This is a genomic window from Paenibacillus lutrae, from assembly GCF_009757775.1.
Taxonomy (GTDB): domain Bacteria; phylum Bacillota; class Bacilli; order Paenibacillales; family NBRC-103111; genus Paenibacillus_F; species Paenibacillus_F lutrae.
In genome coordinates, this window is record NZ_RHLK01000008.1 from 85,301 (window position 1) to 100,425 (window position 15,125).

17 protein-coding genes and 2 riboswitches are annotated in these 15,125 nt (G+C 48.2%); of the genes, 16 read left to right on the forward strand and 1 reads right to left on the reverse strand.

Annotation, left to right across the window (positions count from 1 at the left end; translation table 11 throughout):
- The first annotated feature begins 65 nt into the window (after positions 1–65).
- From EDM21_RS15185 to EDM21_RS15230, 10 genes are all read left to right on the forward strand, one after another.
- Positions 66–896 (forward strand): undecaprenyl-diphosphate phosphatase, encoded by an 831-nt coding sequence (locus tag EDM21_RS15185; protein ID WP_157336717.1) that lies wholly within the window; start codon positions 66–68, stop codon positions 894–896.
- A gap of 125 nt (positions 897–1,021) precedes the next feature.
- A complete protein-coding gene (locus tag EDM21_RS15190; protein WP_166542027.1) occupies positions 1,022–2,113 on the forward strand; it encodes an HD-GYP domain-containing protein in 1,092 nt (363 codons plus the stop codon).
- A 487-nt stretch (positions 2,114–2,600) separates the two neighbouring features.
- Positions 2,601–3,713, forward strand: coding sequence for a radical SAM/CxCxxxxC motif protein YfkAB (gene yfkAB / locus EDM21_RS15195; protein ID WP_157336895.1), 1,113 nt, complete (start codon positions 2,601–2,603; stop codon positions 3,711–3,713).
- A gap of 73 nt (positions 3,714–3,786) precedes the next feature.
- The gene (locus EDM21_RS15200) at positions 3,787–5,109 is read left to right on the forward strand and encodes a hemolysin family protein (RefSeq protein WP_201280799.1); all 1,323 of its coding nucleotides are present in this window, start codon (positions 3,787–3,789) and stop codon (positions 5,107–5,109) included.
- 17 nt (positions 5,110–5,126) lie between these two features.
- A complete protein-coding gene (gene ytvI / locus EDM21_RS15205) occupies positions 5,127–6,173 on the forward strand; it encodes a sporulation integral membrane protein YtvI (protein WP_166542028.1) in 1,047 nt (348 codons plus the stop codon).
- A 245-nt stretch (positions 6,174–6,418) separates the two neighbouring features.
- Positions 6,419–6,619: a spore coat associated protein CotJA gene (locus tag EDM21_RS15210; RefSeq protein WP_157336721.1), complete on the forward strand. Its 201-nt coding sequence runs from the start codon at positions 6,419–6,421 to the stop codon at positions 6,617–6,619.
- A 50-nt stretch (positions 6,620–6,669) separates the two neighbouring features.
- Entirely contained in the window at positions 6,670–6,936 is a 267-nt protein-coding gene (locus tag EDM21_RS15215; protein ID WP_157336723.1) for a spore coat protein CotJB, read from the forward strand.
- Between the two features lie 92 nt (positions 6,937–7,028).
- A complete protein-coding gene (locus EDM21_RS15220; protein ID WP_068773483.1) occupies positions 7,029–7,598 on the forward strand; it encodes a manganese catalase family protein in 570 nt (189 codons plus the stop codon).
- A 275-nt stretch (positions 7,599–7,873) separates the two neighbouring features.
- Positions 7,874–8,074 carry a hypothetical protein gene (locus EDM21_RS15225; protein WP_157336725.1) on the forward strand — a complete coding sequence of 67 codons (201 nt, stop codon included), beginning with the start codon at positions 7,874–7,876 and terminating at the stop codon, positions 8,072–8,074.
- Between the two features lie 251 nt (positions 8,075–8,325).
- Positions 8,326–8,515, forward strand: a riboswitch (cyclic di-AMP (ydaO/yuaA leader).
- 12 nt (positions 8,516–8,527) lie between these two features.
- On the forward strand, positions 8,528–9,517 hold the full coding sequence (locus tag EDM21_RS15230; RefSeq protein WP_157336727.1) for a 3D domain-containing protein: 990 nt from the start codon (positions 8,528–8,530) through the stop codon (positions 9,515–9,517).
- 72 nt (positions 9,518–9,589) lie between these two features.
- Here EDM21_RS15230 and EDM21_RS15235 read toward each other — a convergent pair whose 3' ends face one another.
- Positions 9,590–10,645, reverse strand: a complete 1,056-nt coding sequence (locus EDM21_RS15235) for a polysaccharide deacetylase family protein (protein ID WP_157336729.1) — start codon at positions 10,643–10,645, stop codon at positions 9,590–9,592.
- 145 nt (positions 10,646–10,790) lie between these two features.
- Positions 10,791–10,933: riboswitch (cyclic di-AMP (ydaO/yuaA leader) on the forward strand.
- A 3-nt stretch (positions 10,934–10,936) separates the two neighbouring features.
- Here EDM21_RS15235 and EDM21_RS15240 point away from each other — a divergent pair.
- The 6 genes from EDM21_RS15240 (at position 10,937) to EDM21_RS15265 (ending at position 15,124) form a co-directional block, all read left to right on the forward strand.
- The gene (locus EDM21_RS15240) at positions 10,937–11,812 is read left to right on the forward strand and encodes a C40 family peptidase (RefSeq protein WP_157336731.1); all 876 of its coding nucleotides are present in this window, start codon (positions 10,937–10,939) and stop codon (positions 11,810–11,812) included.
- Between the two features lie 232 nt (positions 11,813–12,044).
- Positions 12,045–12,443 (forward strand): phage holin family protein, encoded by a 399-nt coding sequence (locus EDM21_RS15245; RefSeq protein ID WP_157336733.1) that lies wholly within the window; start codon positions 12,045–12,047, stop codon positions 12,441–12,443.
- Between the two features lie 256 nt (positions 12,444–12,699).
- Positions 12,700–13,401 (forward strand): pirin family protein, encoded by a 702-nt coding sequence (locus tag EDM21_RS15250; protein ID WP_157336735.1) that lies wholly within the window; start codon positions 12,700–12,702, stop codon positions 13,399–13,401.
- Positions 13,402–13,430: 29 nt separating this feature from the next.
- Positions 13,431–13,757, forward strand: coding sequence for a hypothetical protein (locus EDM21_RS15255; RefSeq protein WP_068773490.1), 327 nt, complete (start codon positions 13,431–13,433; stop codon positions 13,755–13,757).
- A 162-nt stretch (positions 13,758–13,919) separates the two neighbouring features.
- A complete protein-coding gene (locus EDM21_RS15260) occupies positions 13,920–14,201 on the forward strand; it encodes a WYL domain-containing protein (protein ID WP_157336738.1) in 282 nt (93 codons plus the stop codon).
- 110 nt (positions 14,202–14,311) lie between these two features.
- A complete protein-coding gene (locus EDM21_RS15265; RefSeq protein WP_157336740.1) occupies positions 14,312–15,124 on the forward strand; it encodes a sugar phosphate isomerase/epimerase family protein in 813 nt (270 codons plus the stop codon).
- The last annotated feature ends 1 nt before the right edge of the window (position 15,125 follow it).

Below are 15,125 nucleotides of genomic sequence, written 5' to 3' on the forward strand. Positions count from 1 at the left end.
GCGTGACTTGCCGGCCGGCAACAAGTCGGACTATCAAATCCCGCCCGAATTGCTAGGGGGAGCCTATGTACAGTCTGTGGATTGCCGCGATTATCGGAATTATTGAGGGACTGACGGAATTTCTTCCGGTTTCCTCAACCGGACACATGATTCTGGCCCAGTCTTTGCTGGGAGTCAATGAAGATGAACCGCTGATGAAGACTTTTACCATCGTGATTCAGCTCGGAGCGATACTGGCTGTTGTCATTGTGTACTGGAGACGTATTCTCCGTATTATCGGAATAGATCGTGAGCCTGTTGCCGTAAAGGCGGGAGAGTCCAGACTTTCGCTGGTTCACATTCTGCTCGGAATTGTGCCGGCTATGCTGATTGCCTTTTTATTTGATGATCTGATCGAGACCTACTTATTCTCACCGCACACGGTTGTCGTATCGCTTATTCTCGGCGGTATCCTGATGATTGTGGCAGAGAAGAAAATGGACCGTAATACAGCTCCTGTTGTCGAAGACATGGATGGTATATCGCTCCGTCAAGCCTTACTTATCGGGCTGTATCAATGTCTGGCTGTGCTGATTCCAGGCTTCTCGCGTTCGGGAGCCACGATGGCGGGAGGCATGCTGCACGGCGTCAGCCGTAAGGCGGGGGCGGATTTTACTTTCATTATGGCCGTACCGATTATGTTTGCCGCCAGTTCTTATTCGCTGCTCAAAAGCTACAAGAATTTTACGGCGGATGATATCCTTTTCTTCTTGACGGGATTTGTTGTTTCCTTCCTTGTCGCTCTGCTGGCAATCGTTACGTTTATCCGGTTTGTGCAGCGCATGAAACTGACCTATTTCTCCTATTACCGGTTTGCATTAGCCACAATTTTTATCGTTTATTTATACATCATTTGACTATTTTGTGTGAGGGCCGTGAACCGCGTCGAAAAAACGCGGTTTTTGTATTGCTCTTTCCAAAAATATCTTATACAGTAAGAGAATAGAGAGAAACATTCCAGAAACGTGGGGTTACGAATACTATGCGGCTTTTTCCCATCAGCATGTGCCGTGCCGGTATGAAGCTGGGCAAGCACATTTATAATGAACAAGGTATGGTACTGCTGGCTGAAGGTGTCGAGTTGACGCAGCCGCTCCTGGACCGCCTGAATCGCCATGGAATTAACTACCTGTATATTCAGGATTCCTTAACGGACGATATCGTTCACGTAGAGCTGATTTCCGAGGAGAACAAGAATAAGCTTCTCAGAGAAATCCGGAGTTCGTTCCGCAAACTGGCGAACGATCCGGGACGCAGATCATCATTAGCGAGTTATCATCATTTCGGCAAAACGTTCCGTATGCATATGGACGGTCTGATTGAAGATTTGTCCAGGCACGGCGACGCGATGATTATGCTGTCTGACATCCAGATCAAGGACAACTATTTGTATCAGCATTCACTTAATGTCTGTATGTATGCCACCATGCTCGGGATGAGTCATGGTTACGGGAAGGATGAATTAATGACTTTGGGGCTGGGTGCCTTGCTCCACGATATAGGCAAGACGCAAATACCGGATGAGATCCTGTGCAAACCGACTCAATTATCGGATTCGGAATTCTCCGAGATGCAGAACCATACCGTCTACGGGTATCGGATCCTCAAAGAGGAACCTAACATTCCCCTGCTGTCTGCGCATTGTGCCTTCCAGCATCATGAACGCATGAACGGAAGCGGGTATCCCCGCGGTATCAAAGGGGATGAAATCCACCCGTATGCGAAATGGATCGCGATGGTGGATTCCTACGATGCTCTGACTACCCACCGGGTGTACCGGCCGGCGTTGCTGCCTCATGAGGCATTAGAAGTGATTATGGGCGGCGCCAACACTCTGTATGATCCGGATATGGTGAATTTGTTCCGGGACAAGGTGGCGATTTACCCGCTGGGGGTAACGGTGTCTCTGTGCACGGGCGATATTGGGGTTGTCGTAGATTTGAATGCCTCTATGCCGCAGCGGCCGGTAGTCCGCATTATCGAGAATCAGCAGAGGGAACCGCTCAAAGTTCCTTATGAGGTCGATTTGTCCAAGCAATTATCCATTATGATAACCAGTATCAATCCGGCCTGATTCCGATTTAGATTGTCCGCAGAAACTCCCTTAGGGGAGTTTTTGTTTATTTCCGGCTGGAAATCGCTGATAAAAAAGGAATGAACTGCCCTATACTAGGAAGGCAGGGGCTGTATGCGCTCATTACGGGAGGGCCTGCTTTCAGCCAAGGCACACTGAGCCGGATTCAAGACCAATTGCGAGTGGTAATTATATATATTCTTGATCAGAAGTTTTCTGATCTCACGGATGAAGAGAAGATGGGACGGGGGATTACGAGCGGAGTAGGGCCGGGGACTGATGAGAACCGGCCCGCTTATCTTAAATCAGGGTTGGGCTGCTTCCTTCGCTGATGAAGCGGCTGCGGAGCATGGTTTATTTCATTTTTAAGCGGCATCAGGTACAATAGAGGGCATATGTCCGCTACAGGCGGGGTATGACCAGGGGGATCCTAGCGATCGCCCAATTTTGTTACCGGATGTGAACTCAATTGATTAATGAACCAACGATGAACCGTACCTGGACCGAACTCTCACCTTCTTATGATCCGTGGGATCCGATTCGTTCGCTGAGGCAGTACGGACGCCATACTTTAACGAGTGTCGAATTTACCGTATCCAACTTATGCAATATGCGCTGTGAACATTGTGCGGTGGGCGATACGCTCGTCATGCAGGAGGGACCCAAGCTTCCCTTGGCCGATGCGCTGCGTAAACTGGACGAGGTGGAGCACCTGGAGACGATCAGTATAACAGGCGGGGAGCCGACTTTTTCCGTGAAAACGGTGAAAGACTATATGGTTCCGCTTCTCCGCTATGCGCATGAGCGCGGCGTACGCACTCAAATCAATTCGAACCTGACACTCGATCTGGAGCGCTATGAATGGATTGCTCCTTATCTGGATGTTATGCACATTTCGTTTAATTACACGAATGCAGAAGATTTCCACGAAGTCGGTTTTGTAAGGTCGGGCCGGCCTGTCGGGATCAAGTCGGCCAGCCGGCTCTACGAGCGCATGCTGGAGAACGCCGCCGCTCTAAGCAAAGGCGGCATGTTCATTTCTGCGGAGTCGATGCTGAACACCCGGACCCAGGATCATATTGCGCAGATCCATAGGCTGATTGTCGAGATGGGATGCAGACGCCATGAAGTGCATCCGATGTATCCGAGTTCTTTTGCATCGAATCTGCCGATTCTCTCCTTGGACCAGATGCGTGAGACGATTCACCGGCTTCTGGACAGTCGTGATCCGGACATGTGGATTCTTCTCGGGACGCTGCCGTTCTTTGCCTGCAGTTCTTCGGAGGAGGATCAGATGCTTCTTCGCCGTCTGCGCAACGAACCGAACGTCACGGTCCGCAACGATCCGGACGGCCGTAACCGTCTTAATGTCAATATGTTTACTGGCGACATTTACGTTACGGATTTTGCAGACGTACCTGCTCTAGGCAATTTATCGAATGACCGGCTGGAAGAGGTGTTTGACCGCTGGATCCAGCACCCTCTCAGCCGTACTGTCGATTGCCATTGCCCGGCGGCCGCATGCTGCGGTCCGAATCTTCTCGTAGCGAATTCTTATTACCCGGGCGAAGATTTTACCCGCCGCAAAGCAATCATCTGACGACAGAATTCTAGCTGCAAAGGAGACGTATACATTGGGGAGTACATTTGAATGGGATAAAATAATTCTGAATATGTCCTTAGTGTTGATACTGGTCCTGCTCAACGGATTTTTCGTGGCTGCGGAGTTTGCTTTAGTCAAAGTACGGCAAACTAAGCTGCAGCAGTATGTAAGCGAAGGAAATAAAAGAGCTAAATTTGCATATGCCGTTACCAAAAAACTCGATGCTTATTTGTCTGCGACCCAGCTTGGTATTACATTGGCCTCCCTCGGTCTTGGCTGGGTAGGGGAAAAGGCAATTGCCCATCTCATTATTGAACCTTTCTTTCATATGTTAAATTGGCATAACTCGGTTCTATCCGGAACCCTATCGCTGATTCTTTCATTCTCTATCGTAACCTTTCTGCACATTGTACTTGGGGAGCTTACGCCGAAGTCGCTTGCAATCCGCAAACCGGATCAAGTGTCTTTGTGGACCTCTGCTCCTCTTATGTATTTCTATAAAATCTTCCTGCCCGCAATCTGGGTCTTGAACGGTGCTGCCAACCTGCTTCTGAAAATGATCGGGGTTCAGCCTGCTACAGAGCATGAAGCTGCGCATACGGAAGAAGAAATCCGCATATTGATGTATCAGAGCACTCGAAGCGGCCACATTGACCGCGATGAAATGAAGCTGTTCGATAATATCTTCGATTTCTCTGATCGGATCGCCCGTGAAGTTATGCTTCCCCGTCTGGATATGGACTGTTTATTTATGGATCAGCCGCTGGAAGAGAACCTTAAGCTCATCAACGAGAAGAAGCATACCCGTTATCCGGTTGCTCTTGGAGATAAGGATCAGATCATCGGATTCGTCCATATTACGGACCTGTTGACAGATGATTTCAAGCTTCATCACGAGCTTCAGGCGTTTATCCGTCCGATTCTGAGCGTACCCGAATCGATGGAGATCAGCAGAGTGCTCAAGCTGATGCAGAAGAAACACTCCCAGCTTGCCATCGTGGTGGACGAGTATGGCGGCACAGCGGGGATGCTGGCGCTTGGGGATATCATTGAAGAGATCGTCGGTGAACTGCATGATGAGTTTGACGATGACGAACGTCCCGGTGTGGAAGTGAAAGACAATGTCACTTCCGTTGACGGACGTACACTCATTGCCGATCTGAATGTCCTGCTTCACTTGTCGATTGAGGACGAAGAAGTGGATTCTATCGGCGGCTGGTTATTCAAGACGCTGGAAGGCGCGCCTGTCAAAGGACGCACAATCGAGTACGGGGACCATATCTTCGAAGTGGGCGAAGTGGATCGTCTGCGGATCACCCGGGTCCATATTACCAAGCTGGGTAACAAAAGCAAAACAGAGAAAGATGCTACCGCCGTTAACCCTGAACATTAAGGGGGAATGTCTTTCCGGTGTCGTGGAAAACAGCAGCGATTATGATTCTGGGGCTCTTGATGCTGTATGGCCTCTTTACGGTAGGCCTGCCGTTCTTGCTGGCTATTGTGACCGCCATGCTGCTCGAGCCTGTAGTAGCTCTTCTGATGAGGCTGCTTGGAATGGGCCGTTTTACAGCCGTATCTTTAGTCAGTACACTTTTTACTGCGCTGACCCTGGGATTATTCTCCTTGATCGGAGCCAAGGCATTTGTAGAATTCATGAACTTGTGGGGCAGAATCCCCGCTTATATCGGCGAAGCGAGCCTTTATCTGGAAGATGCCGCCTCTCATGCACGTATGAGAATGAACACGCTTTTCTCAAGTAACGACACACAGGTCCAGCTCTGGCTGGAGAATGGACTGGCATCCGCCGCGCAGGCTTTTCAGCGATTTGTTCTTATGCTGTCCGATTCATTCCTCGGAGCGGCTGCGGCCATTCCGAATTTCCTGATACTATTCGTGGTGTATCTGATTTCTCTTTATTTGATTTCTTATTCTTTGCCTGCTATGAAACATTCCCTGCTGCAGTTATTCGACGACCGCTCCCGCGAGAAAGTGGAGAATATGATGATTTCCCTGAGGCAGGCCCTCTTCGGCTTTATGTACGCGCAGGTGATGATGTCAATGCTGACGTATGTGCTCACGCTGATCGGACTGCTCTTTATCCGGACCGAGTATCCGCTGGCGATTGCCCTTCTCGTCATGTTCATGGAATTCGTCCCGGTAATCGGTACCGGTCTTGTGTTCATCCCTTGGGCCCTGTACAGGCTGCTGCTTGGCGATCCGGGAATGGCGACACAGATTTTCCTGCTCTTTGTGGTGATTACCATCGTCCGGCGTGTAATCGAACCGAAGATTCTAAGTAATTCTGTGGGAATCAGCGCCTTGGCTGCTATGGTCAGCCTGTATGTCGGCTTCGAGCTGATGGGGGTTGCCGGTATGTTCCTGGGGCCTCTGGTCATCATTCTGATTCAAACCATGAGGCAGGTAGGGCTGCTGCAGTTTAAGATTAATCTGGATTAACGTATTTTTTTCTTTATGTTAAGCACAAGAGCCTGTCCGCCCCAAGTTCCCGGGAACTTGGGCGGGCAGGCTCTTTTTTGAGGAGAAAGACAGTTCAAAGTTCACAAACTCGTCCATACATGTTCCGGATTATCCGGGCATAAAAATGAAAGGGGTGAATTAGGCAGACGCCTATACCGCCCATAGGCGAATGCATAAGGTAAGAGGAACGGAAAGCAAAGTTTTTCGGATAAGGAGGATGACCGATGAATCCAGAAGTCAGGGTGTATGTCCCGTTTCGAGGGCCATTTGATCCGTGTCCGCCTATCGGTGTCAAAACTTTCGTGACGCCGCCCAATTTATTTATCCAATTTCAGCCGATGGGTCTGCCGCAGTTTAGTCCTTATGAAGCGTTGAGGCTCGGAACACTATGGCCCGATCTGTACAGCAATTATTATCCTAGATGATAAGGAGACTAAAGCGCGGTGACTATTGAAGGCGAAAGGAGAAGAAATTGATGACGATACAGCTGGACGAGAATTATTACCGGATGCTCACCGACTTACAGGCCGCAGATTTTGTTCTGGTTGAACTGACTTTATATCTGGACACTCATCCCACGGACCGGGCGGCCCTGCAGCAGTTTAATGATTTCTCTATGAAAAGGCAAAAGCTGGCTTATGAATTCCAACTTGCCTATGGACCTCTTACCCAGTTCGGACAAAGCGGCCCTCCCCAGAACAGCTGGCGGTGGGCCCAGGATCCCTGGCCTTGGCAGGTATAGATACCGGGGCGCAGAAGCTTACTTGAGTGTGCAGGCACGCAAACAGGACACCTATAACAAGCACGGGAGTGCGCAAGATAGGGAGGATTTCTATGTGGATATACGAGAAAAAGCTGCAGTACCCGGTCCGTGTAAGCAAATGCGATCCGCACATGGCGAAGCTGCTGATCGAACAGTACGGGGGTGCGGACGGGGAACTTGCTGCCGCGCTGCGCTACTTGAACCAGCGGTACACGATTCCGGACAAAGTAATCGGACTGCTGACGGATATCGGGACCGAGGAATTCGCGCACCTCGAAATGATTGCGACGATGATCTACAAGCTGACTAAAGATGCGACACCTGATCAGCTTAAAGCGGCCGGGCTCGGTGATTATTACGTGAACCACGATTCCGCCCTCTATTATCAGAACGCGGCTGGTGTGCCATGGACTGCAGCTTATATTCAAGCCAAGGGCGATCCGATTGCTGATTTATATGAAGATATAGCGGCAGAGGAAAAAGCCCGTGCGACCTATCAGTGGCTGATTGATTTAACCGATGACGTCGATTTACAGGATGGGTTGAAGTTTCTGCGAGAGAGGGAAATCATCCATTCCATGCGGTTCAGAGAGGCTGTAGAGATTCTGAAATGCGAGCGTGAGGCGCAGAAAATATTTTAATGATGGATTCAAAAGCGGAAACCGACTCTGTCGGAAATTCCGTTTTTCTTATGTTATATGGAAATTTTTTATAAACTTACTAATTAACCGTAACTTATTAGTCTCTGAAGCTGTCTATACTTATACAGAAGGATAGGTAGGTTTCCATCAGTCTTATGTGTACAGTATAGAATAATTTACCACTAATTTCCTCGGATTTTGCTAAAATGGAAATATGAAGTTCGTTCTCGGCGGAGCAGTTAGACACAGGAACGGACAGGGAGGTTGCTTTTTACATGGGAATCGCTTTAAGTTTATTGATTGGATTACTTGTTCTGGCAGCAGTAGCCGTAAGTTTGCGCAAACCTAACGAATTCAAACACCTGGAAGGACCCTCCTTCAGGCCTTACGATGAGATTATGGCGGGCAAGACAGCCCCCTCGGTAGAAGCTACAAGTGCTTCCGCCTATGCTTCCCTCAAGGAAAAGCAGAAGTAAGATCCCCTCTTAACTTCTGTGAACGATAGATAAAACGGTATACAAAATGAGAATTCGATTAAAAGTGAATGAGTGTATGATGAAACAAACGTTAAATCTTAAAGATCAGTACGGACCTGAACGGTACGTAGATACATTAGAATTTTTCTAGGGAATACCGGGTTTTTATAAAGAATCTGTTAGATTAAAAAACTGAAAATGCGTAAATTACCATTTTGTGTGTGTTTGATTGATAGTTTTCCTGTGATAGCTTGTGTATAGCGCCGAAACCTCTTCGTTTCTGTTTGGGATTACAAGGAAGCCGGGGTGCGGGGGATGATTATTATCGGATAGACGGGCAGCAGCCCTCATAATCCGATTGGGGTGAACGCTGCCAGCAGCGTGGGCTACTTCTCAGCCCGAACCCGACAACTAACCTCGTAGGCAATATCGAGAAGGAGCGTACACACAGCTATGAATTTCACACATCATTGGAAAAAAACATGCGCGGTACTTGTTCTTGCAGCCGTTGCAACCTTATCGGGAGTGCCGTCTTGGGCTGCTGATACAGCTAAAGCTGATAAAGCTAAGGCGGAGAGTCTTTTACACTGGAAATTGGCCAAATCTTTGCAGGAGGTAGCATTTCCCGCCAGCTTGGATTCGGAAGTAGCGTACAGGGACCCGTCTTTGCTGCTGACCGGGACACAGACTATTGTCCTCTCGGAGCGGAGTTCTTTGTGGAATTTGGCTGCACAAGTTCAGATGGATGTACTTGATCTGCTGGCTTTGAATCCGGAAGCTGACCCGCTGGATCTCCCTCAAGGGTTAACAATGAAAATTTTAAACGAGATTAATCTTCATCAACTAACGGATTTAAAAGCCGAAATTGTTACACCTCCAGCTCTGGCGGCAGTAGAGACAGTTGCTGATACCGGACCGAAGACGGCTGCGCTGCAAGCTTCCAAAGCTGTTCAAAAGGCGGCGGAGCCCGATAAGAGTGCTGCGAAGCCCGCTAAGAAAGCGGCGGAGAAGAAGTCTGCGAAGTCTGCGGAGAAGAAAACTTCGGTTAAGAAACCTGCAACCGCGAAGGCTGCTGCAAGTACAAACCGTGTCGTTACGACAGCGGCTGGCAAGCAGATGCCATACAAAAACATGCTTAACATTAAAGCGTCCGCTTATTCCGCGGACCCGAGCGAGAACGGCGGATACGCCGGCCTTGATTATTTCGGCAACAAACTGAAAGTCGGAACGATTGCGGTAGACCCTAAGGTCATTCCTCTGGGAACGACCGTGTATGTGACAGGCTATTCTTTCGATGGCTTGCCGGCTAAAGGCATGATAGCTAAGGCAACGGATATCGGGGGCGCTATTAAAGGCAACCGAATTGACATATTTGTACCGGGATCCAAAGAAAAAGTGAACAATTTCGGGTATCAGAACGTCAAAGTGTATATCCTTAAATAATTGTTTATGGTGAGGGTGAGGGAGCGTAATGCTCCTTCACCTTTTTGGTGTCCGCATCTAACGTTCTTCGGCTTATTTGCCTTTAGTCGTTTGCAGAAGCTCAGGGATTGTAACGAGTTTATAACCTTCGCCTTTAAAATGACGGATTAATTGCGGAAGAGCCTCAACGGTTCCGCTCAGGTTGTGTTTCTCCGTGCCTCCGGCACTGTGCTGAAGAATAACCGATCCGGCATGTGCATGTCCCTGAACATTCTGAATCACCTCATGACTTGCAAGTCCCTTCCAATCCAAGGAATCCACATCCCAGTTTACGATGAGAAGCTGGTGATTGGCGACCCACTTTACCTGGTCCTCGCTAATCGCTCCGTAAGGAGGACGGATCAGCTTGGGATTATAACCGGTTAGCGGTTTGAGTATATGCTGCGTATCCATGATTTGAGCGGCAAACTTATCTTCACTCAGCTTGGGAAGATAAGGGTGGCTGAATGAATGATTGCCTACCACATGCCCCTCTCTTACCATCCGTCTGATTAGTTCGGGATGCGCTTTGGCACGGCTGCCAATGACAAAGAAAGTAGCTTTTACCCGGTGCTCCCGGAGAATATCCAGAATTTGCGGCGTGAATTTCAAATCCGGACCATCATCAAAGGTGAGTGCTATTTTGCCGCCCCGCGAAGGACCTCTCAGGCGGAACACGGAAGGATATTTATGGTGTATTTCTGAGAGCGTAAGTTTGCGCTCGGCTGCCTGCTGCCTTTGCTCCGCCTGCTGAAGCTTTTGAACAGGAAGAGCGGGCTTTCTCACAGCCGATTTGGATGGTGCAGAGGGACTGCTCTTTGGAAAAGGGATCTTCAGTGTCTTTCGAGTCCATGCAGACGGAGGCTTGGCCGCCGGTGATGCGGAAGGTTTGACAGGCAGAACTCCAGGACTGCCAGGACCGGCAGGGGGATGCCAAACCGCTGAAGGAGCGGGAGCCGGAGGTTCGGTTGTCAGGGAATGCGGAATATACCGGTTCGGATCAGGCTCGAGTGCAGCAGAATGAGGGCTCGGATCTTTGACGGGAACGCATGCGGTCGCGCTAATGAAGAGGACTGCTGCTAATCCGGCTGCAGCTGTAAGCCGTTTCATTCTTCACCCTCCTTACGTCCGTTTTCAGTAGTTTTGATTAACGGGAGGGATTTTATCCGGGAGTTGTTGAAAAATGGACACAAGAAAAAGGGTTGTTCCGCTTTGTAAATTATGTTAACCTTTTGAAGAGTGTCATTGGACACAATTTCTACAAATGCCGAATCCGATGAATCAAAGCCATCGGTACGGGGGACTTTTCATTGGGGTGAATGCGTGTGATTATACTAGCTAGGGAACCTCTCTTCCCGAACCCGTCAACTAACCTCGGAGGCTCCAAGGAGGAAAATAGTTTTGAAGATTTGGGTACAGAGCATCGTGGTTTCATGCGCAGTAGTAACAGCGGGTTTATTGTCGGCAACTGATGTCGAAGCATCCTCCGCACGCACCGCTAAGGTTCAGGTCAACGATACGCTAGTTAATACCGGAAGTTTAAAACCTTTTATTGACTCCAGTAGTAATCTCATGATTCCGCTTCGGGTTGTTGCTGAAGATTTGGGAGCAAAAGTAGATTGGACACGCTCGGGGTCACAGATGAGTCTTACGGTGAATGGGAATGGACACAAAGTCACTTTTACAACGGGAGAAAAGACAGCTCTCGTGGATGGCAAGAAGATTACTTTGCCTAGCAAAGCGCAGTTTATTGACAGCACCGTCTATGTTCCGATGCGTTTTCTTGCGGATTCATTGAACATCCGCGTACAGTGGGACGATAAGAACACCATTGCTATTTTTAACGAAGATGGTAAATATCATGCACCTGCGTGGTATGCACCCAAACCTCCAGTTGTTCAAGCAGCAACATCCAGCAGCTCCAAGGGAAGCACGATCCTTGCGACAGCCAATAAATACAAAGGCGTCCGCTATGTGTATGGTGGAACTACGCCATCCGGTTTCGATTGTTCGGGTTTTGTCGGCTATGTGTTTGACAAGCATGGAGTGGATTTACCAAGATCCTCTGCCAGCATGTACGCACAGGCAGGATATAAAGTCTCGAGCCCGCAACCAGGTGATCTTGTATTCTTTGCAAGCAACTCCAAAATGCAACATGTCGGAATTTATGTCGGATCTAACAAGTTCATTTCAGCTACAAACGATGGTGTTACAGTGGACAGCTTAGGCAGTTCTTACTGGGGTTCCCGTTATGTGGGAGCTAAACGCGTCCTGTAAATATTGTACTTATTCTTTACTTACTAATTCAGCTATTTCATTTAGATGCCGTCCGGGTGCGACCGGGCGGTTTTTTGTTGTCTCTGTACTTATTCTTATAACGATTCGGGGCTCATAAAAGTTTCGCTATGAATCTGTTCATTCACTAGAAAATTAAGTAAGATGCTAAGCTAAGTGTCGTGCCCTTTCGCTGCTAGATACATAGAATAGCAGAGAGGAAGGAGGGATAATTATGAACCAGTCGATTGCCGGGGGCCTTACCGCTTTCGCTGCCTCTGTGATTACGTTTGCTTTCGGCGGATGGTCCGATCTTATTAAGCTGCTTCTTGTAGCGATAGCCATTGATTATATCACCGGCGTAGCAGCTGTGTTGAAAGAAAAATCAGGTCTTAACAGCAATGTCGGATTTTGGGGACTGGCCAAGAAAGGCTTCATGCTGCTCGTTATATTACTGTCGCATCGTATAGATGTGCTGATGCAGACCGATGTAATTATGAATGCGGCTATTTACTTCTATCTTATGAATGAATTGATTTCTATTACCGAAAATTATGGACGGCTCGGCTTGCCGCTTCCTAAGAAAATTAAAAATATTATAGCGGACCTGAAAAATAAAAATGATAAAAATTAAAAACCGGTAAAATTAATTACCCTCTATTTTCCATCACAAAACGGTTTTCTGGAAAAATTTCCGTTTAGTTCGAACGGATTTTTTTTATGACTTGGTCCTAATTCATATTGTAGCTTTAAATGCTTTCCGAAGGGTAACAAAAGAGTGACAAAATGAGAAGAAACAAATGATTAAACCTATAGCCGCTTGAATTTAGTAAGTTAAAAGTGTAACCTATCTACATAGAAGAATCTTTGAATAAGGAGAGTGAACATGAATGATTCGGCATTATCCCGCGGCATCGCGCTTTTCCACGGATCTGGGCTGGCTCGTCAGCCATTTCAGTTTCTCGTTTGGCGAATACTATGACCCTGAGAACAGCCGTTTTGGACCGATGCGTGTTCTGAATGATGATTATGTGCAAGGTGGAAGAGGTTTTGGCGCTCATCCGCATCGGGAGATGGAGATCGTTTCGATTGTTCTTGAAGGACAGCTCGAACACCAGGACAGTACGGGACACCGGGCCATTACAACCTTCGGCGGGGTCCAAAGAATGACGGCCGGTACCGGTATTATTCACTCAGAGGTGAATCCGGGTAAAGAAGAGGTATGTTTGCTGCAAATGTGGTTTGACCCGGAAGAAAGGGGTCTGACCCCGTCCTACGAAACAACCGAATTCAATCCCGCAGAAATGAAGAATTATCTGCTGCCTGTTGTCTCCAAGAAGCAAGCGGGTCCGAACATTGCTTCTATTCATCAAGACTTGACTCTTTATTTGTCGGTTCTGGATCCCGGAAGAAAGCTTTCTTTTGAACAGCCAGAAGGAAGACGTATATTTTTCATGGTCCTTGAAGGAAAAGTAACGTTGAATGGCGTAAATGAACTTAACAGGAGAGATTCCGCGCGTATCACGGATACTGCTTCTCTATTGATTGAAAGCAGTACGGGTGCACGGATCATGTTAATTGATTTGCCCTGAATTCGCCGCATAGGAAAGGGGTTATACAGATGAGCTCTAATCATCGTTTGTATGTTAAGCACGCAGTCGGAAGCCGGATGCTGCTCGATACGGATCAGACCGGGGGGCAGATTCAACTATCCCGGGTTGCGGGCGGCTGGTGCTTCAAAGTTAGCGATGTTGACCTGGATATCGCGAGGGAAATCGCTGATTTTCGTGACGAGCTGAACCTTTTTTACATGGAAGAGGCAGCGGACACAGCGGAGAAATGGTGGTATTACGGTCAGAAAACCCCCGGAATCGAATATGAATCCAATGGTCATGTTCTAAGCATCACGGTAGATACCCGAATGGCCTACAGCAACCGGCACGTCTGAGGACGTCCGGTTTTTTTGTTGCCTGCAAGGCGGGATAGATGCCAGAAATAAACAGGACCTATACGGCCCGCAGAATGGCAGTGAGTTCCTCTTGCAAGAAAGAAACTGCAGAGTTATAATAGGAACAAATGTTCTTATTTTTTTATTTAGAGGAGGAGCGGTATGTCAGCTATGGAGCGGTATCTGGGGCGTAAAGTCAGTATCATTTATATGGATCGAAAAGGAACAATCAGCAAGCGGGACGTTCGTCCTGTGAACGTTCATACGGATCAGATCCGGGCTTATTGTTATGCAAGAAAGGCGATGCGAAATTTTCGCAAAGAAGATATTCTGGCATGGACGCCGTGCGCTGATTCAGCCGCTTCTTTCGGCCTGCCGAAAGTATATCCTCATTTAACTAGAAAAAGGGAGAATTATTCGTTTGACTCGTCAATTTCTGGTTGACATCTGCTATCAGCGGGTTTAAGATCAAAACAAAGTGGACACCGTTCACTTTTTCATTTATTTAATTAATTTGTCCACTGGAACAATTAATTATGAGGAGGATTTATCTTATGAAATTGTCGGTTGGCGGCTTTTCATTCAATCAGTCTTTTTTAAATGGAACGATGGATGTATTCGGCTATCTGGAAACGGTCAGGTACCGCTACGGACTCAGCACGGTGGATCTGTGGAACGGGCAGTTTGCCGATCGTTCGGACCCGCTGCTCAAACTGCCGGACAAAGAATACTTGAATAAAATCCGCCGCGGCCTTGATGAAAGAGGCATGACGCTTGTAAATATCGCGATCGACGGGGCACATCTGTGGGATGCGGATCCCGATAAAAGGGAAGCGCTTCACAAAAACGCGCTGGAGTATATAGAAGCTTCTATCCGTCTGGGCGCTAAAACTGTACGGATTGACACCGGCGGCCGCGGACAGTCCTCATTCTCGGAGGAGGAGCTTGATTACGTAGCCGGACGTTACCGCGAATATTGCAAGATCGCGAAGGAGAACGGCTTCATGATCGGGCCGGAGAACCATATGGGCCCTTCGCTTGTGCCTTCCGAAATGAAACGGCTGGCAGAAGCAGTGGACCATCCTTCCTACGGCTTCCTGCTTCATATCGGACGCTGGGATCAAGAGAAAGATAAAGGGGATGAAATGATCTCTCCCTGGACCGTACATACTCATTTTGACGTGGGCGCCGTAGCTTCTGAAGGTGCTGTCGAGACGATCCGCATGCTCCGCAATAACGGGTTCGACGGGTATTGGGGCGTTGAGCACCATGCTATGAAGGACCCTTATACGGAAGTGGAATGGTTATTGGCATCGGTTAAGCATTTGCTGCTGCAAAGTGAAGAAGACCTACACAAGGAGGCGTAAT

Coding starts and splice junctions, on each gene's coding strand:
- EDM21_RS15250 (WP_157336735.1), top strand. CDS start 12,700: ATGATTCGGCATTATCCCGCGGCATCGCGCTTTTCCACGGATCTGGGC.
- EDM21_RS15235 (WP_157336729.1), bottom strand. CDS start 10,645: ATGAAACGGCTTACAGCTGCAGCCGGATTAGCAGCAGTCCTCTTCATT.
- EDM21_RS15185 (WP_157336717.1), top strand. CDS start 66: ATGTACAGTCTGTGGATTGCCGCGATTATCGGAATTATTGAGGGACTG.
- yfkAB (WP_157336895.1), top strand. CDS start 2,601: ATGAACCGTACCTGGACCGAACTCTCACCTTCTTATGATCCGTGGGAT.
- EDM21_RS15225 (WP_157336725.1), top strand. CDS start 7,874: ATGGGAATCGCTTTAAGTTTATTGATTGGATTACTTGTTCTGGCAGCA.
- EDM21_RS15255 (WP_068773490.1), top strand. CDS start 13,431: ATGAGCTCTAATCATCGTTTGTATGTTAAGCACGCAGTCGGAAGCCGG.
- EDM21_RS15220 (WP_068773483.1), top strand. CDS start 7,029: ATGTGGATATACGAGAAAAAGCTGCAGTACCCGGTCCGTGTAAGCAAA.
- EDM21_RS15260 (WP_157336738.1), top strand. CDS start 13,920: ATGTCAGCTATGGAGCGGTATCTGGGGCGTAAAGTCAGTATCATTTAT.
- EDM21_RS15200 (WP_201280799.1), top strand. CDS start 3,787: ATGTCCTTAGTGTTGATACTGGTCCTGCTCAACGGATTTTTCGTGGCT.
- EDM21_RS15210 (WP_157336721.1), top strand. CDS start 6,419: ATGAATCCAGAAGTCAGGGTGTATGTCCCGTTTCGAGGGCCATTTGAT.
- EDM21_RS15265 (WP_157336740.1), top strand. CDS start 14,312: ATGAAATTGTCGGTTGGCGGCTTTTCATTCAATCAGTCTTTTTTAAAT.
- EDM21_RS15190 (WP_166542027.1), top strand. CDS start 1,022: ATGCGGCTTTTTCCCATCAGCATGTGCCGTGCCGGTATGAAGCTGGGC.
- EDM21_RS15215 (WP_157336723.1), top strand. CDS start 6,670: ATGACGATACAGCTGGACGAGAATTATTACCGGATGCTCACCGACTTA.
- EDM21_RS15245 (WP_157336733.1), top strand. CDS start 12,045: ATGAACCAGTCGATTGCCGGGGGCCTTACCGCTTTCGCTGCCTCTGTG.
- EDM21_RS15230 (WP_157336727.1), top strand. CDS start 8,528: ATGAATTTCACACATCATTGGAAAAAAACATGCGCGGTACTTGTTCTT.